Annotated in this window: 22 protein-coding genes; 11 read left to right on the forward strand and 11 right to left on the reverse strand. The window is 64.8% G+C overall.

Translation table 11 applies throughout. From position 1 onward, the window contains the following. Positions 1 to 64 precede the first annotated feature (64 nt). Entirely contained in the window at positions 65 to 592 is a 528-nt protein-coding gene (locus FRZ40_RS37160) for a flavodoxin family protein (RefSeq protein ID WP_028364219.1), read from the reverse strand. A gap of 87 nt (positions 593 to 679) precedes the next feature. After that, a complete protein-coding gene (locus FRZ40_RS37165; protein WP_028364220.1) occupies positions 680 to 1,720 on the reverse strand; it encodes a zinc-dependent alcohol dehydrogenase family protein in 1,041 nt (346 codons plus the stop codon). Between the two features lie 238 nt (positions 1,721 to 1,958). Here FRZ40_RS37165 and FRZ40_RS37170 point away from each other — a divergent pair, with 238 nt between their 5' ends. The 8 genes from FRZ40_RS37170 (at position 1,959) to FRZ40_RS37205 (ending at position 7,907) form a co-directional block, all read left to right on the forward strand. Next, positions 1,959 to 2,798: a universal stress protein gene (locus tag FRZ40_RS37170; protein WP_147237520.1), complete on the forward strand. Its 840-nt coding sequence runs from the start codon at positions 1,959 to 1,961 to the stop codon at positions 2,796 to 2,798. Between the two features lie 19 nt (positions 2,799 to 2,817). After that, entirely contained in the window at positions 2,818 to 3,666 is an 849-nt protein-coding gene (locus FRZ40_RS37175) for a universal stress protein (protein WP_028364222.1), read from the forward strand. Positions 3,667 to 3,814: 148 nt separating this feature from the next. Next, entirely contained in the window at positions 3,815 to 4,186 is a 372-nt protein-coding gene (locus FRZ40_RS45525) for a PAS domain-containing protein (RefSeq protein ID WP_240057453.1), read from the forward strand. Between the two features lie 124 nt (positions 4,187 to 4,310). Continuing rightward, positions 4,311 to 4,958 carry a response regulator gene (locus FRZ40_RS37185; protein ID WP_028364224.1) on the forward strand — a complete coding sequence of 216 codons (648 nt, stop codon included), beginning with the start codon at positions 4,311 to 4,313 and terminating at the stop codon, positions 4,956 to 4,958. A gap of 98 nt (positions 4,959 to 5,056) precedes the next feature. After that, on the forward strand, positions 5,057 to 5,461 hold the full coding sequence (locus tag FRZ40_RS37190; protein ID WP_028364225.1) for a response regulator: 405 nt from the start codon (positions 5,057 to 5,059) through the stop codon (positions 5,459 to 5,461). 17 nt (positions 5,462 to 5,478) lie between these two features. Then, positions 5,479 to 6,297 (forward strand): fumarate/nitrate reduction transcriptional regulator Fnr, encoded by an 819-nt coding sequence (gene fnr / locus FRZ40_RS37195; protein WP_420873918.1) that lies wholly within the window; start codon positions 5,479 to 5,481, stop codon positions 6,295 to 6,297. A gap of 32 nt (positions 6,298 to 6,329) precedes the next feature. Continuing rightward, positions 6,330 to 7,361, forward strand: coding sequence for an Acg family FMN-binding oxidoreductase (locus FRZ40_RS37200; protein WP_147237521.1), 1,032 nt, complete (start codon positions 6,330 to 6,332; stop codon positions 7,359 to 7,361). 165 nt (positions 7,362 to 7,526) lie between these two features. Continuing rightward, the gene (locus FRZ40_RS37205; protein ID WP_028364228.1) at positions 7,527 to 7,907 is read left to right on the forward strand and encodes a DUF3564 domain-containing protein; all 381 of its coding nucleotides are present in this window, start codon (positions 7,527 to 7,529) and stop codon (positions 7,905 to 7,907) included. A 42-nt stretch (positions 7,908 to 7,949) separates the two neighbouring features. Here the strand turns inward: FRZ40_RS37205 and FRZ40_RS37210 are convergent, their stop codons facing one another. Beyond that, positions 7,950 to 8,267: a hypothetical protein gene (locus FRZ40_RS37210; protein WP_028364229.1), complete on the reverse strand. Its 318-nt coding sequence runs from the start codon at positions 8,265 to 8,267 to the stop codon at positions 7,950 to 7,952. Between the two features lie 221 nt (positions 8,268 to 8,488). Between FRZ40_RS37210 and FRZ40_RS37215 the strand changes: the two genes are divergently transcribed. Next, positions 8,489 to 9,589 (forward strand): PAS domain-containing sensor histidine kinase, encoded by a 1,101-nt coding sequence (locus FRZ40_RS37215; RefSeq protein ID WP_147237522.1) that lies wholly within the window; start codon positions 8,489 to 8,491, stop codon positions 9,587 to 9,589. A 30-nt stretch (positions 9,590 to 9,619) separates the two neighbouring features. On the opposite strand, the gene FRZ40_RS37220 is transcribed toward FRZ40_RS37215, so the two are convergent. The 3 genes from FRZ40_RS37220 to FRZ40_RS37230 all read right to left on the reverse strand — a co-directional run bounded on the left by FRZ40_RS37220 (position 9,620) and on the right by FRZ40_RS37230 (position 13,573). Beyond that, on the reverse strand, positions 9,620 to 11,410 hold the full coding sequence (locus tag FRZ40_RS37220; protein ID WP_147237523.1) for a SulP family inorganic anion transporter: 1,791 nt from the start codon (positions 11,408 to 11,410) through the stop codon (positions 9,620 to 9,622). Positions 11,411 to 11,425: 15 nt separating this feature from the next. Then, positions 11,426 to 11,806, reverse strand: a complete 381-nt coding sequence (locus tag FRZ40_RS37225) for a YeeE/YedE family protein (RefSeq protein WP_420873941.1) — start codon at positions 11,804 to 11,806, stop codon at positions 11,426 to 11,428. 102 nt (positions 11,807 to 11,908) lie between these two features. Further along, positions 11,909 to 13,573 carry an AMP-binding protein gene (locus FRZ40_RS37230; protein WP_147238520.1) on the reverse strand — a complete coding sequence of 555 codons (1,665 nt, stop codon included), beginning with the start codon at positions 13,571 to 13,573 and terminating at the stop codon, positions 11,909 to 11,911. A gap of 290 nt (positions 13,574 to 13,863) precedes the next feature. Here FRZ40_RS37230 and FRZ40_RS37235 point away from each other — a divergent pair, with 290 nt between their 5' ends. Both FRZ40_RS37235 and FRZ40_RS37240 read left to right on the forward strand, forming a co-directional pair. After that, positions 13,864 to 14,973, forward strand: a complete 1,110-nt coding sequence (locus tag FRZ40_RS37235; RefSeq protein ID WP_147237525.1) for an AraC family transcriptional regulator — start codon at positions 13,864 to 13,866, stop codon at positions 14,971 to 14,973. Between the two features lie 167 nt (positions 14,974 to 15,140). Beyond that, on the forward strand, positions 15,141 to 16,076 hold the full coding sequence (locus tag FRZ40_RS37240) for a histone deacetylase family protein (protein ID WP_028364234.1): 936 nt from the start codon (positions 15,141 to 15,143) through the stop codon (positions 16,074 to 16,076). 111 nt (positions 16,077 to 16,187) lie between these two features. Here FRZ40_RS37240 and FRZ40_RS37245 read toward each other — a convergent pair whose 3' ends face one another. The 5 genes from FRZ40_RS37245 to FRZ40_RS37265 all read right to left on the reverse strand — a co-directional run bounded on the left by FRZ40_RS37245 (position 16,188) and on the right by FRZ40_RS37265 (position 22,066). Further along, positions 16,188 to 16,583 (reverse strand): 2-oxoglutarate dehydrogenase, encoded by a 396-nt coding sequence (locus FRZ40_RS37245; protein WP_147237526.1) that lies wholly within the window; start codon positions 16,581 to 16,583, stop codon positions 16,188 to 16,190. A 76-nt stretch (positions 16,584 to 16,659) separates the two neighbouring features. After that, positions 16,660 to 18,477: a S10 family serine carboxypeptidase-like protein gene (locus FRZ40_RS37250; protein ID WP_147237527.1), complete on the reverse strand. Its 1,818-nt coding sequence runs from the start codon at positions 18,475 to 18,477 to the stop codon at positions 16,660 to 16,662. 530 nt (positions 18,478 to 19,007) lie between these two features. Continuing rightward, on the reverse strand, positions 19,008 to 19,688 hold the full coding sequence (locus tag FRZ40_RS37255) for an ankyrin repeat domain-containing protein (RefSeq protein ID WP_147237528.1): 681 nt from the start codon (positions 19,686 to 19,688) through the stop codon (positions 19,008 to 19,010). A gap of 15 nt (positions 19,689 to 19,703) precedes the next feature. After that, complete coding sequence (locus tag FRZ40_RS37260) at positions 19,704 to 20,243, reverse strand: c-type cytochrome (RefSeq protein WP_147238521.1); 540 nt, start codon at positions 20,241 to 20,243, stop codon at positions 19,704 to 19,706. A gap of 89 nt (positions 20,244 to 20,332) precedes the next feature. After that, on the reverse strand, positions 20,333 to 22,066 hold the full coding sequence (locus FRZ40_RS37265) for a pyrroloquinoline quinone-dependent dehydrogenase (protein ID WP_028364239.1): 1,734 nt from the start codon (positions 22,064 to 22,066) through the stop codon (positions 20,333 to 20,335). Between the last annotated feature and the right edge of the window lie 205 nt (positions 22,067 to 22,271).

Below are 22,271 nucleotides of genomic sequence, written 5' to 3' on the forward strand. Positions count from 1 at the left end.
GACTCCATGAAATGCGCTCAAAGCCGGCGCGCAGCACCGCGCTCCAGGAAAACGGGCGGACTCGCTACACGACCCAGTCGGTCTCGCGCAGCCTGGCCAGCCGATGCCGGATCTTCTGGCCGAATCCTTGCCGCTTGGTGCCGTCGATGCGCCGGCGCAAGTCATGCGCCGTGATCGCGCAGACGGCCAGCGGCGCCTTGCCCGCTGCCTTCGCCATCTGATTCAGCGCCGGCTGACTGCCGCGCCCGCCAAGCGTGCAGAACAGCGCGAGATGCCGGATGCGCGCGCGCTGCGCCTTCACCCACGCGACAGCGGGCGCGGACGCGCGGCTTGCCCACACAGGCGTGCCGACCACGATGGCGTCGTAGGCGGACAGATCGTGGATCGGCGGCATCACGAGGACTTCGCGGCGGCGCAGTGCGTCGAGCAGCGAGCGCACGTAGCCGCGCGCCCCGGTACGCGCCGGATGCGCGCCTTGCTCGCGGATCGCCTCGATGTCGGCGCCCATTTCCGCCGCGAGCAGTTCCGCGATGCGCTGCGTCGTGCCGCTGCGCGAGTAGTAGACGACCAGGATCCTGCGTGACGCGGACATGACGGCTTCTCCCTTTCCTCGTAATGCGGGTGAGTCCAGCTTAAAGGTCTGCCGCGCCGCGCCGCTGATCCAGATCAAACACGGCGGCTAGGAAACTTCGATCAGCACCTTCAGCGCATGCGTGCTGGCCGCGTGCGAAAACGTTTCGTACGCGGCCAGCATGTCGTCGAGCGCGAAGCGATGCGTGATCAGCTGCTTCGGATCGAGCCGTCCCGCGCGCACGGTTTTCATCAGCATCGGCGTGCTGACGGTATCGACGAGACGCGTCGTGATCGAGATGTTGCGGTCCCACAGCTGTTCGATATGCAGATCGCACTTCACGCCGTGCACGCCGATATTCGCAATCGTGCCGCCCGGCGCGATCAGCGCTTCGCAGAGCTCGAACGTCGCGGGCACGCCGACGGCTTCGATCGCGCAGTCCACGCCCGTCGAATCGGTGAGCGCCATCACCTGCGCGACGGCGTCTTCGTGACGGTTGTCGATGCATGCCGTCGCGCCGAAACGCCGTGCGACCTCGAGCCGGTTCGGGTCGGGATCGATCATGACGATCTGCGCGGGCGAATAGAACTGCGCGGTCAACAGCGACGCGAGCCCGATCGGGCCCGCACCGACAATGGCGACCGTGCTGCCCGGCTGAACCTTGCCGTTGAGCACGCCGCATTCGAAACCCGTCGGCAGGATGTCGGAGAGCATCACGAGCGCCTCTTCGTCGAGGCCGGCGGGAATGCGGTAAAGACTGGTCTGCGCGTGAGGAATGCGTACGTATTCGGCCTGCGTGCCGTCGATACGGTTGCCGAGAATCCATCCGCCTGTTGTGCAATGCGAGTACATGCCGCGCCGGCAGTATTCGCACTGTCCGCACGACGAAATGCACGACACCAGCACGTGATCGCCGACAGCCAGGCCGTTCACCGCGCTGCCCACGCTGTGCACGACGCCCACGCCTTCATGGCCGAGAATGCGCCCCGGTTCGCAGGTCGGCACGTCGCCCTTCAGAATGTGCAGGTCGGTGCCGCAAATGGTGGTGCGCGTCATGCGGACAATGGCATCCGTGGGCGCGGACAGTTCCGGCATCGGACGTTCGTCGAGCGACTTCTCGCCGGGACCGTGATAGACGAGTGCTTTCATACAAGTCCTCCGTCAAAGGAATGAAGCAGTTCACACAGACCAATCTATGCGAGCGCCGCATGGCGGCCTTGATGTCGATCAACCGGCATGGAACCCGGCTTGATGATAGTCACGCAGCGCACGATGCGACACCGCTTGATCTGCATCAAGCGGGGCTGAGCGACCAATCGTAGACTCGATTTCATCGCGGGCCGCGGCCCGCCCGACCCCGACGTCTGTCTGTTCTGGAGCAACCGCGATGAGTTACAAGAGCATCCTCGTGCAACTCGATACGGGCGCGCATGCGCATCCGCGCCTCGAAATCGCGCTGCGTGTCGCGCATCAGTTTCATGCGCGCCTCACGGGCCTTTTCACCACCTACATCCCCGAGCCGCACGCGTTCTTCGTGATGGCGGGCACGGCGTCCTACTACGCGGAACACGAGCGTCAGCGCAGCGAGCGCAGCGCCGCGCTGGAGCGACTGTTTCATGCGGAGGCCGCGCGCGCGAAGGTCGACGGCCGCTGGATCTCGGCGCCGGGTTATGCGAACGACGTGGTGCCGCCGTACGCGCGCCTCGCCGATCTGGTGATCGCGGGACAGGCCGATCCGCAAGACCCGGAATCGTTCATCGCCGATCAGTTCGCCGAGCATCTGCTGATGTCGGCGGGCCGGCCCGTCTTGCTCGTGCCCGCGAGCGGCGCGCACGCGAAGCTCGGGCAACGGGTGCTCGTTGCGTGGGATGGCAGCCGCGAAGCCACGCGCGCGATCCACGACGCGATGCCGTTTCTCTCGCATGCCGCCGATGTCACGCTGCTCACCGTCAATGCGATGCGCGCCGAACCGCCCGCGTGGCGCATTCCCGGCTCCGACATCGCGCTGACGATCGCGCGTCACGGCGTGAAGGTGAACGTGCGCGAACTCAGCGCCGGCGACGACGCCGCGATCGGCGACGTGCTGCTGTCGCAGGCGGCCGACGCGGGCTGCGACATGATCGTGATGGGCGCGTACGCGCATTCCCGTTTGCACGAACTGGTGCTCGGCGGCGCGACGCGCACCGTGCTCCGGTCGATGACCGTGCCCGTGCTGCTGTCGCATTGAGCCCAGAAAAGGAACCGACATGAGCTACAAGACCCTGCTCGTCCATATCGACGATAGCCGCCGCAGCGACACGCGCATCGCGCTGTCGCTCGAGCTTGCGCAGCGCTGGGATGCGCATCTGATCGGCCTGTATGTCGTCTGTCAGGATCTGTTCCGGCCGATCTTCCGGCAGGACAAGACGCTGTCTTTCGCGCAGATCGAAGCACAGGAAGCGAACCGCCGCGACAAGGCCGGGAACGCCTTCCTCGCAGCCGCCGAACGTGCCGGACGCAGCGCCGAATGGCGTGCGCCGCCCGGACCCGCGCTCGATGTCGCGATGCTGCACGCGAGGCACGCCGACCTGCTCGTCCTCGGCCAGGAAGATCCGAACGATCCCACTTCGTTCGTCGCGCCGCATTTCGTCGGCGATCTGGTGCTGGGCGCCGGCCGCCCCGCGCTCGTCCTGCCGTATGCGGGCGAGGTGCGCACGCTCGGCGAAAACGTGCTGGTCGCCTGGGACGGCAGCCGTGAAGCCGCGCGCGCCGCCGCCGACGCGCTACCCCTGCTGCAGCGGGCGCGCCATGTCGGCATCGAAATCGTGCGCGGGCATGGGCATGGGCACGTGCACGGGCAGCATCCCGACGCGCCCGAGGGCATCGACGTCGCCGCATGGCTCGACGCGCATGGCGTGCGCGCGGCGTTCTCGACGACGCCGCACACCGTTGGTGTCGGCGCGGGCGCGACGCTGCTCAATCGCGCTTCGGATCTGCACGCGGACCTGCTGGTGACGGGTGCGTACGGCCATGCCCGCGCGCGCGAACGCGTGTTCGGCGGCGTCACGCGGACCATGCTGGAGTCGATGACGATGCCCGTGCTGATGTCGCATTGATGGCGGCAGACGCCTGGCGTCATGGGCGAGACGCCGTGCGTCGCGCGACGGCAGACGGCGGCGCGCATCGGCGCGCGGCTCGCAAGCGTGCACAATGTCTGCGCCGCGCAGCCGCGCGCCATGCACTCCTCTCGCGATGAAGGCCCGGATGAAAGTCGACTTCGACGTCATGCGCAAGCCACGAGCGTTACCGGCACCGTCGAACGTGCGGCTGGCCGCGCCCTTCGTGCTGAGCGTCGTCGCGTCCGTCCTCGCCGTCGGCATCATGCTGGCCGTCGTGGTATCGAATGACGCAGATCATGCGGGCGCGGCGCGTGCGGCAGCCCCGGCCGCGCCCGCAGCGAACCGCGACGAGGCGCGCATGACGGGCATCATCCCCTCGTCGATGGAAGCGATCATCATGATCGACGAAGCGCAGAACATCGTGATCTTCAACCCCACAGCCGAGCGCATCTTCGGCATCTTCGGCCTCCGCGCCGCGCAGGCGCGCATTCCGGTGAAGACAGGTCGTTCGGCCTGACCGGCGTGCGCGAACGGGCCCATATGCAGGGCGGCGCCGTGCCGATCGATACGGCGGCGAACGAAGGCTTTACACTGACGGTCACCTTTCCCTTGCAGGCCGCGCAACAGGAACACACGTATCCATGATCAAGGTTTTGCTTGCCGACGACCACACGCTCGTACGCGACGGGCTGCGCCACATCCTGCAATCCGCGAGCGGATTCGACGTCGCGGGCGAAGCATGCGACAGCGCGACCACCGTTGCGCTGGTCCGCGCCACCGACGCGCACGTGCTGGTGCTCGACCTGTCGATGCCCGGCCGCAACGGCATCGACCTCATCCGGCAGATCAAGGACGAGGAGCCCGCGCTGCGCATTCTCGTGCTGACCATGCACGCCGAGCAGCAATACGCGGTGCGTGCTTTCAAGGCAGGCGCGTCCGGCTACATGACCAAGGAAAGCGCGAGCGCCGAACTGGTCGGCGCCGTGACGAAGGTGGCGGCGGGCGGCGTCTATGTCAGTCTCGCGATGGCCGAGCGCTTCGCGCAGAATCTGAACGAGCCCGCCGAAGCATTGCCGCATCAACGGCTGTCCGACCGGGAATTCGACGTGTTCCGGCGCATCGTCGCCGGTCAGACGATCACCGAGATCGCCCACAAACTCTGTCTGAGCGTCAAGACCGTCAGCACGCACAAGACCCGCATCCTCGAGAAGATGCAGATGCCGAACGAAAACGGCCTCGTGCGCTATGCGATCCGCCACAAGCTCATCGACGACGAAGCCGACCTCTGACGGGGTAGGAATATTCCTATAGCCGCTGCTTAAGCTCCTAGGCTCGCTTCAAGCATCTCCGATACTTTTTTGAGATAAGCCCGCCGATACTGGTGGACATGGATACCGCCGTGTCAGCCATTACTTCGAAGGTCTATCTCGTCGATGCCGCCGTCGAAGTCAGACGCCGCCTCGCGCGTCTGCTCGGTGCCATCGCGGGCGTCGAGGTGGCCGGGGAGGCCGAAGACGGCGACGCTGCGCTCGAAGGCATTCTCGCCGCGGACGCGGATATCGTCGTGCTCGACCTGCGCCTCGCGAATGGAACCAGCCTCGAACTGATCCAGGCGCTGTCGCGCACGCATCCCGCCATCATCAAGATCGTGCTGACGAACCATACCGCGCGCGCATTTCGCGCCGCCTGCGAGGCAGCAGGCGCCGATTTCTTCTTCGACAAGACATCTGAATTCGATGCGGCCTGCCACACGGTCGCAGGCATTGCACGCGCGCGCCTCGCGCGCCCGTGAATGAACAGGAGCCGATCATGCTTGCCGCAACCGAACTCGACACCGATCTCGACACAGAACTCGACGCCGTCCTCGCGCCTGCGAGTCCGGCCATGCGCGCGGCGACCGTCGTGCCGATTCATCCCGTGGCGCGCGCCGACAAGACACCGCAGCGTACGTCGCGCTGCTCGACGTGCGCGATGCGCGCCCTCTGCATGCCCGCCGAACTGAGCGCCGCCGAACTGGCGCGGCTCGATGCCATCATCTGCGCGACGCGCTCGGTCAAACGCGGCGACACGCTGTATCGCGCGGGCGATGCGTTCCACAGCATTTATGCGGTGCGCGCGGGCTCGTTCAAAACGGTCGTGATGCACCGCGACGGCCGCGAACACGTGACGGGCTTCCAGATTCCCGGCGAGGCGCTTGGACTCGACGGCGTGGGCGCGGGCCAGCACAGCTGCGATGCGATCGCGCTCGAGGACAGCGCCGTCTGCATCATTCCGTTCGCGCAACTCGAAGTGATCTGCCGCGAAGTGAAGCCGATGCAGCATCACATCTATCAGATGATGAGCAGCGAGATCGTCCGCGAATCGAGCCAGATGATGCTGCTCGGCACGATGTCGGCGGAGCAGCGCGTCGCAACGTTTCTGCTGAACCTGTCACGGCGCTTCAAGGCGCGCGGTTTCTCGGCCGCCGAATTCCATCTGCGCATGACGCGCGAGGAAATCGGCTGTTATCTCGGGATGAAGCTCGAAACCGTCAGCCGCATGTTCTCGAAGTTCCAGCGCGAGCGGCTCGTGCATGCAAACGGCAAGACGATCCGCATCGTCGACCCCGAAGGACTCGCACGCGTCTAGCGCGGTCTCGCCTCGCCCCGGAGGACGTCCCGATGGTTCACGCTACTCCGCATTCGGCCTGGCAGATCGACGCAGCGCAGTTCGATCATGCCGCCCCGCTGGCCGAACAACTGCGCTTCGCGCTTCAGTATGCGGTGCTCGCGCCGTCCAATCACAATACGCAGCCGTGGCGCTTTCTGGTCGACGGCAATACCGTGCAGATTTGCGCGGACCGGCTGCGCGCGCTGCCCGTCGTCGATCCGTTCGACCGGGAGCTGCTCATCAGCTGCGGCGCGGCGCTCTTCAATCTGCGCGTCGCGCTCAGCTATTTCGGGCTTGCCTATGCGATCACGCTGTTTCCGTCGGAAGCGGACCCGGACGTCGTCGCGCTGGTGCTGGTGTCGCGTCACGGTCATCGCGACATGTCGCTCGCGCCGCTGTTCGCCGCGATCACGAAGCGCGTCACCACGCGCGCGCCGTTTGCCGACGAGCCGGTTCCAGCCGCCGTGCAGCGCGCATTGACCGACGCGTGCGAGGCGGAGGGCGCACTGGTCAGCTGCCTGCAAGAGCGTGCCGATCGGCAGGCCGTCGCGCATCTGGTGGAGGAAGCGGACCATATCCAGTTCGCCGACCCGCGCTTCAGGCGCGAACTCGCGGCATGGATTCATCCGCGCCGCCGCGACGACGGCATGCCCGTGTACGGCGCGGCCGTCGACGGACTGCTCGATTTCGCGGTGCCCGTCGTCTCGGCCGTGGTCCGCGTGTTCGACTCGGGCGCGGGCGTGCCGGCCACGCACCGGCATCTGGTCGACGGGTCGCCGCTGATCGTCGGCATCGCGACGGCGCGCAACGACCGCGAGGCGTGGCTCGCCGCCGGGCAGGCACTCGAACGCCTGTTGCTGGTCGCCGCGGGCGAAGGCCTGACGGCGTCCTACCTCAATCAGCCGATCGAGATCAGCACGTTGCGCGTGCAGATCAGCGGCCTGCTGCATCTCGACGCGACGCCGCAACTCCTGCTGCGCGTCGGACGCGGGCCGCACGCCGAGCACGCGCCGAGGCGTCCGCTCGCCGATGTGCTGTCCTGACTTGATGGCTGCCGCACTTTGACGCATGGGCAGGTTGCCCATCATTGACGTGCCTCAATTTTCGGCGACTGACACGCGATAGATTGAAACTGAGATCTACGCCGGCATGCGGCGCCGCCTAGCGCGGAACATGCCCCCGCCCGTGTACCTGACAAGGAGCAGTCGATGAGAATCACCCTTCACCTCGATACGTTCGAATGCGCCGATCCCGCTGTCTATGCGATCCTCTGGCTGGACCGCGACGCGCGCAAATGGTCGCGCGAAGGACACGCGGTCATCGATCTGCCCGAATGGGGCACGCTGTCGCTCACGAAGAACTGCACGCGCATCCTCGGCGCCGTGGGCCCGGAGAGCGATCACGTCTACTGCGAACTGGCGGGTCTCGATCTGCTGTCGCCGCAAGGGCCGTTCGAAGGCGAGTCGGGCAATGTGCTCTGGTATCGGCATGCGGAGCGCGCGCCCGTCGCGGGGCAATGGCATGTGCAATGGATCGACGAGACCGACAACGAGCCGGAACACGGCGTCTTTGCGGACGACGAAGTCTGATCCCGCCGCATCGCTGCAGGCAGACGCGGCGCACCGTTTCGATCAACGCCGCCGCGTGGATGCAAACACCGCTGCCTGCAGCGCCTGCTCGGCGGCGTCGAACGCGCAGCGCACGGCCTCCTCCGCGTTTCCCGCCGCGTACCGCCCGATGGGCTCCAGCTCGTGCGTCGCCGTGACGCGATCGAGACGCACGTCGTAGAGCGGCTTGCCCGAACGCAGACACAGCGCCTCGATGGCCAGACGGCAGTTCGACAGGCGCGCGCCGAACCGTTGCAGGCGCACGAGCTGCGTCGCCGCTTCGGCTTCGAGCGGCGCCGTGGCGCTGCAGCCGAGATACACAATCTGCATGCCGATGCCCATCGTTGCCTCCCGTCGGTCCGTTCTTTATTCGATGCACGGATCTCGCGTCGCGCAGATCCGCGCGGGTCCGTATTTCCAGCGTACCGGCGCGCGCGCCGCCGCGATTGATGCAGGTCAACGCGCCTCGCGCCGATCCGCGAACTGGAACAAGCGTTGGCGAACTGATATAACTCAGCTTCGAATGCGCGAAGCGCCGTCTGTCAAACCTGCCGGGAGCCGCAATGGCCACGCCGAAGAACGAGCCGTCCTGCAATGCCAGAGCGGCATCCGTGTCGGATATCCCGCTTGAAGACCGCTATGTGCTGTTGATCGAGGCCGTGCAGGACTACGCGATCTTCATGCTCGACGCGGACGGCAACGTCTCCAGCTGGAATCCGGGCGCGCAGCGCATCAAGGGCTATACGCACGACGAAATCGTCGGCCGGCATTTCTCGACTTTCTATACGGAAGAGGACATCGCCGCCGGCAAGCCCGCGCGCGAACTGCAGATCGCGGCAGACGCCGGGCACGTCGAGGACGAAGGCTGGCGCGTGCGGCGCGACGGGTCGCGGTTCTGGGCCAACGTCACCATTTCGGCCGTGCGCGATGCGAGCGGCGCATTGCTCGGCTTCGCGAAAGTGACGCGCGACATGACCGACCGGATGCGCCTCACGGAACTCGAACGCGCAAGCGAAGTGTCGGCGCAAGTTCAGATCACGCGTGAGAACGAGCAGAAACGTATCGCGCGCGAATTGCACGACGATCTCGGGCAACAGCTGACTGCGCTCAAAATGAGCGTCGCGCTGATCGAAGCAACCTTCGCCGCCAGGGACGACACCGCGTCCCTCGTGCCGCAGACCCACGCGCTGCAAACCGAGATCGACGCGATGGCGATGTCGCTGCGCCGTATTGCCGCCGACTTGCGCCCGCCGCTGCTCGACGATCTCGGCTTGACGGCCGCGCTCGAATGGCTCGCCGAGGACTTCACGAAGCGCTATGGCGTCGTCGCGACGGTCCACGTCGAAGCGGACGAACCGCAGTTCAACGAGTTCGCGTCGACCACGCTGTTTCGCATCGTCCAGGAAGCGCTGACCAATGTCGCGCGCCACGCGGCAGCGAGCCGCGTGCGCATCGAGCTTGCGCATGACGGCGACAGGCTGTCGCTCGACATCGAGGACAACGGCGTGGGCGCAAACCTCGGCTCGCCGCCCGGCAGCACGTCGTTCGGCCTGCTCGGCATCCGCGAACGCGTCCGGCAGCTGCACGGCACCGTGTCGTATATCAGTTCTCCCGGCGCGGGCTTTCACATTTCGATCCGCGTGCCCAGCGCTTTCGTGCGTTGAGCGACTGATGCGCGAGTCGGCGTTGGTCAGTCAGGGCTGCCCGTCCCTCGGCTTCGGCTCGCCTTCCTCGTCCCAGTCGCGCCACTCGACGTCGTGCTCCGCCAGATAGGTATCGACGGCGACGCCGATCGTCGGGAAGAAGTGCTGCTCGCCCATGACGTCGAACAGCCCGTAACGATGGAGCATGTCCTTCACCGGCCCCTTCATCTCGGCAAAGCACAGTTCGATCTGGCGCTCGCGCAGGCGCGCATGAAAGTCGCGCAGAATCTCGCTCGCCGTGACGTCGACGTCGGTGATCGGCTCGGCGGCGACCACGACCCACCTGGCGGGCGTGGCGGCAGTGTCGATCGCGCGCAGCACATGCCTGCGGAAAATATCCGCATTGGCGAAGAAAAGCGGCGCATCCCAGCGATACAGCACCAGCCCGGGAATCGTCCGGGCATCCGGATGCCGCGTGATGTCGTGATAGCCCTTGCGTCCCGACACGCGGCCGAGCACGGCCTCATAGGGGCGCCACGCGCGCCAGACGAAGGCCATCAGCGCGAGCCCGACGGCGATGAAGATGCCCTGGATCGGCCCGATCAGCGCCACGCCCGCGAAGCACGCTATCGACTGAAGAAATTCGCTGCGGCGCAGGCGCAGCAGCCGGAACACGTCGCGCACTTCGAACAGAACGAGTCCCGCCGCGACAACGACGGCGCCGAGCGCGGCCTGAGGCAGCGTGCGCAGCAGCGTCGGCGCGAAGATCAGCAACGCGGCCACGCACAGCGCCCCGACCACGCCTGCCACCTGCGTTTTCGCGCCCGCGGATTCGGCCACGGGCGTGCGCGACGAACTGCTCGTGACGGGGAAGCCCTGAAACAGTCCCGCGACGATATTGCATGCGCCGAGCGCGACCAGTTCCTGATCGCGGTCGACGCGCGCGCCGCTGCGTTCCGCGAATACGCGCGACAGCACGCTGATATCGGCCAGCGAAATCAGGCCGATCGCAATTGCGCCTGGCACCAGCGCGACGATCTGATGGAATGGCATCGAGGGAAAGGACGGCATCGGCAAACCCTGCGGCACGTTGCCGACCACGGCCACGCCGGCCCGCTTGTCGAGATCGAGCAGCGCGACGGCGAGCGTCGCGCCGACGACGGCGACGAGTATGCCCGGCGCGGCGGGCAGCCAGCGCCTGCAGATGAGAATCAGCAGCAGACACGCGCCGCCGATCATGCACGTCACCTCGTTCAGCTTGCCGTCGGCGATACCGCGCAACAGCCCCGCCGCTTCCTGCTGCAGGTTGCTGCCGTCGACCTTGAAGCCGAGCAGCTTCGGCGCCTGGCTCATGATGACCGTCAGCGCGACGCCGTTCATATAGCCCTGGCGAATCGGCTTCGACAGCAGATCAGTGAGAAAGCCGAGCCGGCACACGCCGACGCCGATACAGAACACGCCCGACAGCACGGCCAGCATGCCCGCCAGCGGCAGCGCCCGCTCCGGGTGGCCGGCCGCCATCGGCAGCACGATCGACGCGATCAGCGCCGCGAGCGCCGAGTCGGGACCGAGCACGAGGATGCGGCTCGGCCCGAACGCCGCATAGGCGACGATCGCCGCGATCGTTGCGTAAAGACCTGTGATAGCGGGCAGCCGCGCGGCCTCCGCATAACCGAGACCGGCGGGCACGAGAACGGTGATCAGCACGATGCCCGCGATCAGATCGTGCGAGAACCAGGCGCGCTGATACGAGCGCAACGTCGCGATGCCCGGCACGCGGCGCATCACCGGACCCGGTTGGGCAGTACCGGCGGGGTTCGAACTGCGGGTCGCGCGACTCATCGTCGAAGTCTCGGGTCAGATTTCTTGACGCGTCTGCTGCGATCGTTCGAGCCATTCGAATGCCGTCATGCCGCCGGGCATCGCCGCAACGAAAACCCGGGCGTTGACGGAACGCGCGCCGATGCCCACCAGAAAGCCCGCGACAATCAGTTCGCCCCATCCCGCCTGGATATCGGGCATAACCGGCTTGCCGAGCATGCGGGCGAGCCCGGGCGCGGCGATCAGTCCCGCGATGAAGGCCGCGCGCCAGCCGGCCGCTTCGCGCGTCGCGCCCGGCAGACCGCAGGGGATGCCGCTGATTCCCGCAATGCGCCCGTTGAAAAGAATGAGAACGGCAGCGGCCGCGCCGATGATCAGCCCGCCCGCAGGAGAAAACCCAGGGGTGAAGTTCCCCATCTCGATCGACACGAAGCCTCCGGATTTGCCTGTGCACGAAAGCGGATGCACGGCATCCGCGTCTCAGCGCAATTGTTTCCTGGCTGTCGTGCGAATGGAAGGTCATTCGACGCCGCGCAGTTCCCGCCGGAGAATCTTGCCCACCGTCGACTTGGGCAACGCATCGACGAAGCGGATGAGCTTCGGCACCTTGTACGCGGCCATGGCGGCGCGGCAATGCGCGATCAGCGCGTCGCTGGCGACGTCGGCGCCCGCCGCGCTGACGACGAACAGCTTCAGCGCCTCCCCTGTCCTGTCGTCCGGCACGCCGACGCACGCGCATTCGGCGACACCCGGAAAAGCCGACGCGACGGCTTCCACTTCGTTCGGGTAAACGTTGAAGCCGGACACGATCACCATGTCCTTCTTGCGATCGACGATCCTGAGAAAACCCCGCGCATCGAACACGCCCACGTCGCCCGTGCGGAAGTAGCCGTCCGGCGTGAACGCGCGCGCATTGGCCTCGGGTTGCTGCCAGTAGCCGCGCATCACCTGCGGACCCTTGACGCAGATTTCGCCGGGCTCGCCGATGGTGGTTTCGCGGTTGTCGTCGTCGAGGAGTTTGACGTCGGTGGACGGCACGGGAAGGCCGATCGTCCCCGTGAAGGCTTCGATGAACTGCGGATTGAACGACACGACGGGCGAGGTCTCCGACAGCCCATAGCCCTCGCGAATGAAGCTGCCCGTCACGGCCTTCCAGCGCTGCGACACGATGTCGATCACGGCCGCCCCGCCGCCCGCCGACAGCCTGAGGCGCGACCAGTCCACTTCCGCGAGACGCGGATGCGCGGCGAGACACGCATACAGCGTATTGACGCCGACGAAAACGGTCGGACGCGCCGCCTTGAGCACGTCGATGAACGGATCCAGGTCGCGCGGATTGGCGACGAGCCAGTTTTCCGCGCCGACGGAGAAGTACGTGAGGAAGTTCACCGTCAACGCGAAGATGTGATACAGCGGAATCGCCGTGACGACGACTTCTTCGCCGGGCCGCAGCGAATCCGGCATGAAGGCCTGGAACTGCGCAATGTTCGCGACGAGATTGCGATGCGACAGCACGGCGCCCTTCGACAGCCCCGTCGTGCCGCCCGTGTATTGCAGGAAAAGCAGATCGCTGCCGTCGACGTCGACGGGAGCCGCTTCGAGCCGCTCGCCCTGCGCGAGCGCTTGCGGCAACGTGATCGTGTTGCGCAGCGAAGCGTCCGGCGACGGCCCGGGAATGACGGCGCCGCTGCCGTCGCCCGCGCCCGCCGTGATGACCGTCCTGATCTTCGTGCCGCCGATCACCTCGGCCAGCGTGCGGGTCGAGCCGTCGAATACGACGATGGTTTCGACGCCCGCGTCGTTGAGCTGATGCTCGAGTTCGCGCGCCGTATAGAGCGGATTGACGTTGACCTGCACGCCGCCGATCTTCGCGATCGCAATGAACGCGATTGGAAAGGCCAGCAGGTTCGGCAGCATCACGGCCACGCGATCGCCTTTGCGGACGCCCGCGACCTTCTGCAGATACGCAGCGAATGCCGACGACAACCGGTCGATGTCCGCATAGGTCAACGTCTGGCCGAACGCACGAAAGGCCGGCCTCGTGGCGAACCGGCGCAGCGCGCCTTCGAGCAGCGCATTGACGGACCGATAGCCATCGGCATCGATCTCGGCGGGGATCGAGCGGTATGAAGCGATCCAGTGCCGCTCGCGCGTCGGGCGCTGCGCGTCCACGGACGGGTTCATACAAGGGGGCGTGTTGAGGTGGCTGGCGTCCACGGCGTCTCCTGATCTGACTTTTGTACACGTGGAACTATCGCCCGCGAACGGCCGGCTGCAAATGATCGGCGCGGCCTGATTGCTGATCGTAACGGACAACCCGCTTCCGGCCGCCGTATGCGCGACGCGTCGCTGCTACGGCTTTCGTAGCGGCGCGAATCAGGGTGAACCCTATGGCAAGCCGCTCTGTCCGGGTGCAGAATTCGCGCACGGAAATCGGGCAAACCGCGGTATCGATTCGGACACAGGATCTCAACATGCAGCAACGGGAGTTCGCGACGGCCACGCATCATCGGGGAGAACGCCTGCCGCATGCGTCGTCGGCCATCGCATGGCGCGAGAAGCGCTTTGCGCCGTCGAAGCTCGCCGCGCTGCTCGATGTGACCTCGCAAGCCGGCCTCGATCCGAATGCCGTGCTGGCGGGCACAGAGCTCGACGCCGGGGCCGTCGCCAACCCGTTCACGCTCACGTCGTCGGAACAGTTTCTAACGGCCGCCCGCAATGCCGTGCGCATGTACGGCAAGCCCGATCTCGGCGTACGCGTCGGCCGAAGCTTGCACGCATCGAGTTACGGCATGTATGGCTACGCGTTGCTGTGCTCGGAAGCGATGACGCAGACGTTCGATACCGCCGTCAAATATCATCAGCTCGCCAACGGAATGCTGGACATCCGCTGGGCCCAGCACGACGACGCAGCGTCATGGTTCTTCCCGAATCTCAACGAAGTGCGCGTGCCCGACGTCGACGAGCCGCTGTATGAGTTCCTGATCGATCTGCAGTTCGCCGTGCACGTCACGGTCATCAAGGACGTGATGGGCGCGTGGTGCGTGCCGGCGCGCGCGCTGTTCACGCGGGCGCAGCCGCCGCATGCGGCGCTGCTGTCGGATGTGCTGGAATGTCCGCTCGTCTTCGGGCAGCCGCAAAACCTGTTGAGCTATCCCGCCGCGTGGCTGTCGCGCGCGCCGCAACTGGCGAACCCCATCACGGCCGCGCAGGTGTCGACGCAATGCGCGCGGCTGCTCGAACAGTTTCGCTGGCAGGCGGGCGTCACGCGGCGTGTCTATCAGGAACTCACGCGCACGCCCGGCAAATTCCCCGACATCGAGCAGATCGCCGAGAGCCTGTGCATGACATCGCGCACGCTGCGCCGCAAGCTCGAAGCGGAAGGCGCATCGTATAGCGAGTTGCTGACGGGCGTACGCAAGGCGCTCGCCGTCGACTATCTGGGTACGACCGCGCTCAGCATCGAAGATATCGCGCTGACACTGGGCTTCAGCGACGCCGTGAGCTTTCGTCACGCGTTCAAACGCTGGACGGGCAAGACGCCGAACGAGGTGCGGCGCGATGGCGGCGCGGCGCTTCCATAAACGAACGTCTATAGCGTGCCAAAGTTTGTTTGATTGTTCCGCGCGAAAGTCGCGACCTTACACTTGACGGACGAACGTCAGCCGCTCGCGTCGCGACGCGCGTTCCTCACATTCGAAAACACCCACGCCAAGGAGACGATGCCCGTGCTTTCGGGCATCAGCAGCCCATGCCGCCCACTCTCGTCTACACGCACGCCGCCTGCCTGAACCATCAGCCGGGCCCGCATCATCCCGAGTCGCCGGAGCGGCTTCATACCGTGCTCAAAGCGCTGCGCGAGCCCGAATTCGCCGCGCTCGCATGGCGCGATGCGCCGATGGGCACGCTCGAACAGGTACAGCTGATTCACAGCGAAGGCTACATCGACGACGTCGCCGAGATCGCGCCGTCGCACGGCTATATGCCGCTCGACGGCGGCGATACCGTGATGTCGCCCGGTTCTTGGGAAGCCGTCATGCGTTGCGTCGGTGCCGCGTGCGCGGGCGTCGATGCCGTGCTCAACGGCGAAGCGCGCAATGTGTTCTGCGCGACGCGTCCATGCGGGCATCACGCCGAGCCGTCGAAAGCGATGGGCTTCTGCATCTTCAATCAGGCCGCCATCGCGGCAGCGTACGCGTATGAAGTGCAGAAACTCGAACGCGTAGCCGTCGTCGATTTCGACGTGCATCACGGCAACGGCACGCAGGCCGCGTTCTACAACCGGCCTGAACTCTTCTACGCATCGAGCCATCAATCGCCGTTGTATCCCGGCACGGGCAAGGCCGCCGAAACGGGTGTGAGCCACAACATTCTCAACGTGCCGCTGCCGCCGGGTTGCGATTCGCAGCTGTTCCGTTCGCGCATCGGGCTCGACATGCTGCCTGCCGTACGCGAGTTCAATCCTGAGCTGATCATCATTTCAGCCGGCTTCGACGCGCACCGTCTCGATCCGCTTGCCGCGTTGCGTCTCGACGACGACGACTTCCACTGGATCACGCGCGAACTGGTGAAGATCGCCGACGAGACATGCCAGGGGCGCGTGGTATCGATACTCGAAGGCGGATACAGCATGGAGGGTTTGTCGGGCGGCACGCGCGCGCATGTGCGTGCGTTGATGGGGAAGTGAAGCGGGGATGTGAAGCGGAGATGTAAAGCTGCGAATGTAAAGCGGGAAACGTAAAACGCAGCGCGCTGTGCTGGCCCGCGCATCGACATCGATCGGTGCGCGGGCTTTTCGTTACTGTCCCTGTTGCTTCTGCAAATACTGCTTCACGTCGCTCAGCGACACTCTGCCCGAACGCGCGGTATCGATCTGATCGAAGTGCTGCGCGATAAAGCCAAGGCCGCTGCCCTGCGCCTGTGCTTTCGTAATCGACGCGCCATTGTTCAACACCGAATTGCCGCCCATGCGCGCATCGATACGCTGCTGCGCCTGCTGCTGCAATTGCGTGCCCGTGGACGGCAAGACGGGAGCCGCGCGCTTGCCCGGAAAAAACGGACCGTCGACGCCATGATTGCCCTTCGGCAACGTCACGGGCGCGACAGCCTGTGTCGCCGCCTGCGCGCTGCCGGTCACGGCACCGAGAACCACGACGACGGGAACGATGTGTAATAGCCTGGAGATCGGAGACATGATCAATCGCCCTGAATAGATGAGCTGGAGATCCCCGCATCGAATCGTCGTGAGCGGGGATCCGTTCCATTGAATCTTATTGCGTGGCGGCAGCCTGCGCGGTCGCCGTCGGCGTGCCGGCCGGGGCTTCGTCGCGCCATGGCGCAGGCAGCGTCCACAGCGACAGTGCGAGTGGAATGGGCTGGCCGCGATAGTAGTCGGCGAGATCGCTCTTCATCTTCGGGCGCGCGACATCGTCCAGGTAGATCATGTGTCCGCCCTGGAAGAAGTTCACCTGCAGGTTCGGGTTCAGCCGGGGCACCGTTTGCAGACGCGCAAGCTGCTTTTCCGTCGTGAAGAACGGCGTGGCGAGATCGTGATAACCGTTCTCCGCGAGCACCTTGAGCTTCGGATTGAGCTGGATCGCGCCGAGCAGATCGGGCAAGGTGTCGGGCAGCGCCTCCCCGTTGTGCGAGAAGTCCCATACGTTGATGATCTCGTCGTTCAACGGCTGGTAGGTCGCGTTCGGCGCCGTGTAGCCGAGATAGTCCGGCATCTGCGTCGCGAGCGCCGTCGTGAACGGCTGCGAAATCAGGATGTCCGACGGGTCGCCGTCCGTCTGCAGACGCGGGTCCGAATTGGGCAGCACCACGCGTCCGTCATAGCGGCCGATGGTCGAGCCCGGAACCAGCGCGAGGCCGAACGAGTTGGGATCGAAATAAGCCTGTAGCGCGTGCAGCGTGAGACTCGATGGCCACTCCCATGATTGCAGGGTGCGCGTCGACGGATACACGGGCGGATCGAAATAACCCGGCAAGCCGAACTGGCTCAGCGTCCACGTCTCCGCGTATTTCTGGAAGTGGTTGTACTGGCCCGTCGCGAAGATTTCCGATTGCAACGCGAACAACCCCTGATCGAGCAGCGGCGGCGACACCTGACGGAAATACGCCGCGACTTCCGCATAGCCGGGGTAATAGCCGGCGAGCGTATCGGTATCGAGCACCAGTCCATCCTTGGTGCCGAAAATCGCCGTCGCTTCAATCGAATCCGCGAAGTAGTTGAGAATCGACGATTGCAGCACGATGCCCGTCAACTGCACGCCCGCGGTTTCGAGCGCCAGCGCAAGCATGTCGGTGCGCGGCGTGCCGTACGATTCGCCGTACAGATAAAGGGGCGAACTGCCGCGATTGTTCGCGGCCAGATAGCGGATGATGAAATCGCGCATGATGTCGACGTCGGAATCGCAGCCCCAGAACTGCTGGTTCGTGAAAGGCAGGATCGCTTCGGAAAGGCCGGTGCCGGGCGGATCGATGAACACCATATCGGTGGTGTCGATCAGGCTCTCCGCGTTGTCGACGAGCGGATAGTTCGGCCAGTTGGTCAGCAGCGGATCGGGCGTCGCGACACGCGTCGGCGCGAACGAGCCGAGCCGCAGCCAGATCGACGATGAACCGGGACCGCCGTTATACACAAAGGTCAGCGGTCGCGGCTTGCCGTTCGTGCCGGGCGCCGTGTATGCCACATAGGACATGGTCGCTTCCGGCTTGCCGCTTGCGTCGGTGGCTGTCAGATGGCCTGTCGTCGTCGTGTAGTTGATCGTCGTCTTGCCCGACTTCCACTGGTAGTGCATCACAGCCGCTTTCTCCGCGACCTGCGACGCGGCAAGGCCGTCGTTCGCATGCGGCGAATACGGCACCGCGTCGGTATAGGGCGCATTCGCCGCCTGCGGTTGCGCCTGCTGCTGCGCCAGCGCTTGTGGCGACGCCTGGCTCAACGCGCTCGCCGACGACGAAGCCGGATTGCCATCGCCGCCGCCGCATCCGACGAGAATCAGCAACGAGATCATCATCGCGCCGGGAGCGGCGAGCCGCCCCAGACGCATGCGATTGCCGCTCGTGCTACGGACTGGTTTCATTTTCTGTCCCTGTGACAGGTAAGTTCACCGTTACACAAAGGCCGCCTTCGCCGGTGAGGCGCATAGAAAATGGACAGCGCATGCAGAACACGTCGGCACCTGGCGGCTGACACTAAACTTTCTTATTTCTAACAGCATCAATACAATCTAAATCTATTTCCAATAATCAGGATCACTAATTACATGAATGGGCAATTGACGGTAATTTGTACTCCCTGACCGATTTCCCGCCAAGGAAAGATTTGGTAATGAAGAGTGGCAGAGGAAAAATAGGAGGTGTGACGGTGCTTTGTCAAGGCGCGATTTTGCACGCAATGCGATCCGCATAGGTGAAAATCGAATCATGTTTCCGATAACGCGTTTTTAGTTATTTATCGCGCCAATGGTAATGCAGAATTAAAACAATTAAATTCGCGTACAAAGGTCTTTAATCTAACATTCGAATATAGACCAGAATTAAAGTCAATCACGTTTTCCATTTGAATTACCGGCCGCGAAAGCGACCGGCAAAGACGGACGCGCAACCCAGGTCACTGAGGCTGATGCGCGGACAACAGGCTCGCCACCTGATTCGACTGGGTCTGTGCAGCGATGTCCTTTGCCGTCATTCCGCGATTGTCCTTGAGCGACTCGTCGGCGCCGCGTGCGAGCAGCAGTTTCGCCGTGTCGGCGCGATCGTATCCCGCCGCCCACATCAACGCAGTCAGATCGTTCTTGTAGCGCCGGTTCACGTCGATACCCGCATCGAGCAGCTGCTTCACCACTTGCGTTTGCCCTTGCCCTGCGGCGTATTCCATCGCGGTCTTGCCGACACGGTCGGTCGCAAGCGGATCGGCGCCGCGCGCGAGCAACAGCGCGACGAGCGCGTCGTAGCCGCCATACGCGGCGGCCATCACGGGCGTCACGCCTGAAGCGTTCGCATGCTTCACGTTTGCGCCATGCTCGATCAGCGTGCGCGCCATCTCCGTGTCGCCCTTCTTGCACGCCGTGAGCAACGGCGTATCGCCGATTCTCGTAGCGGCATCCACGGCGGCGCCACGATCGAGTGCGGCGATTGCGCTCGCGCGATCGCCGTCTTTCGCAGCCGCGAGCAGCGTGCGGTTGATCTCGCCCGCGTCCTGCGCCGATGCGGGAAGTGCAATGCCGATTGCGCCGCCAAGCGCACAGGCCGTCAGCAATGCCGTCGCGGCAAACCGTACGGAATCTTTCATCTCGACTCCCATGCACTACTGCAGATTCGCGACGTACGCGGCGAGATTGCGGATGTCGTCGTCGGTGAGATTACGCGCGACGCTGCCCATGTTGCCGGCATCGTTGGTGCGGGTGCGGGAACGGAAGTCCTGCAACTGCTTGACGATGTACTGATAGTGTTGCCCCGCCACATGCGGTATCTCGTTCTGCCCGGAGAAGTTGCCGAGGTGGCACATCGTGCACAACTCGGCCTGCGACTTCTTGCGCCCCGCTTCGACAGCCACGCTGTCCGCCTTGTAGTCAACCGGCGTGTTTTTCTGCGCGGCGAAGTAGTCGGCGATATCCTGCATGTCGTCTTTCGACAGGTTCGCCGCCATTGGCGACATGCGCGGGTCCTTGCGGCGGCCTTCCTTGAAGTCCTTCAATTGCAGATACATGTAACGCGCGGTCTGCCCGGCGAGCACAGGGTATTGCGGATCCGCCGAATTGCCCATCGGACCGTGACACGCGACGCAAGCCTGCGCCTTCGCCTTACCCGCCTCCGCGTCGGCGCGCGCATCGGCGCACGGCCACATCAAGCCCGCAGACAAGAAAACCGCGCATGCACGTGCGATGCTTCGCGACGCGCGCTGCGCGGTGAGCGATAACGTCGGGGCACGCGTTATCACGGCAGCGCGAAGACCAGCACCGTGTTGCCGCGCTTGAAGTCCAACTGCGTATTGCCGCCCGCCGCGACGGCCACATACTGCTTGCCGTGCACGCTATACGACACGGCCGGCGCATTCACGCCCGCGCCGCACTGGAACTCCCACAGCTTCTTGCCCGTCGACGCATCGAACGCACGGAACAGGCCATTGCCCTCGCCGTTGAACACGAGTCCGCCGCCCGTCACGAGCACGCCGCCGATCAACGGCTGCGCCGTCTTGAAGTCCCACGCAACCTTGCCCGTATCGACGTTGACGGCCGACAGCTTGCCCCACTGCTCTTCGGACGGAATCACCTTGAACGCGCCGCCCAGCCACAGCTTGTTGCCGCCAGGATACGGCGCATCGGTGACCTGATACGTCATCGGCTGATGCAGGTTGGCCGCGTACGCGAGGCGCGTCTGCGGATCGAACGCCATCGGCGACCATTCGACGCCGCCGTTCGCGCCCGGCAGCATCCGCGCGCCTTCCGGCGTCGGCAGCGTCCACACGTTTTCCTGCGGAATCATTGCCTGCGAGAAGCGGATCAGGCGGCCCGTCTCGCGATCGTGCACATAAATGTGTCCCGTTTTGCCGCCATGAATGACGCCGGGAATCATCTTGCCGTTCGTGTCGCGCACGTCGATCAGAATGGGCGGGCTGACGGCGTCGAGATCCCACACGTCATGCGGCACGTACTGGTAGTGCCATTTGTACTTGCCCGTATCCAGATCGATCGCGACGAGCGAATCGGTATAGAGGTTGTCGCCCGGCCGGATCGCACCGTACAGGTCCGGCGACGGATTGCCGACCACGAAAAACACCGTATGCGTCTTCCGGTCGATAGCCGGCGTCATCCACACCCCGCCGCCGAGCGTCTTGTAGAAGTCGCCGCCCTTGTCCGCCAGCTGCTTCTTCTCGGCGGCGATGTCGCGCTTCTCGTCGCGGCCCGTCGCATCTTTGGTCGCCCACACGCCTTCCTGGCCCGTGTCGGGAATCGTGTAGAAGGTCCACAGCAATTGACCCGAGTTCGCGTCGAACGCCTTCAAAAAGCCGCGAATGCCGTACTCGCCGCCGTTCGTGCCGATCAGCACCTTGCCGTCAACGACGGCGGGCGCCATCGTTTCCGAATAGCCTGCGTCGGGATCGGCGATCTTCGTTTCCCACAGCACATTGCCCGTTTTCGCGTCGAGTGCGACCAGCTTCGCGTCGAGCGTGCCCATGAACAGACGGTCGCCCGAAATCGCCACGCCGCGATTGTTGGGCCCGCAACAGAACGTCGTGACGGGGCCCATCTTGTGCTTGTAGTGCCAGAATTCCTTGCCCGTCACGGCATCGACGGCATACACGTGATTGAAGGACGTCGTGATGTACATGATGCCGTTCGTGACGATCGGCGCCGTCTCCATCGATTCGTTGACAGCCGTCTGGAAGATGAAAACCGGCCTGAGCTTCGACACGTTCGTCCGGTTGATCTGCGTGCCGGGATAGAAGCGCGTCTGCGCATACGAGCCGTTCGAATGCAGCCAGTCGGACGAATTGCCGGCGGCGCTATCGAGCTGCGCCTGACTGACGGGTTTGAACCCCGACGGCATGGGCGCGGAGGTGGTAGTGGATACGTTCTGCACTTCGTCGGCGCCGCGCGCGATAGACGAGGCGAGCGTTGCGACCAGCAGGGGAACGAAGACGGCGAGGTACCGCGGGGATGGATTCATGAGCGTCTCCTCCGCCATTCATTGCTTGAGATTGCAAGCACTGGCGTGCGGCATGTCTCCACGCCGGCACATGGCGTGGATGGGCACAATCGCGCAACCCCTCTCAAACAATAAAAGCTTGAGTTTTAAGAACCGTTGATGGCTTCGTAGGGACGGGTCGGCTGCGCAAATCGGGGAGAGCCGCTTCGCTCTCGCCCTAAAGGCC

The organism is Paraburkholderia azotifigens (genome assembly GCF_007995085.1).
In the GTDB taxonomy this organism is placed as follows: domain Bacteria; phylum Pseudomonadota; class Gammaproteobacteria; order Burkholderiales; family Burkholderiaceae; genus Paraburkholderia; species Paraburkholderia azotifigens.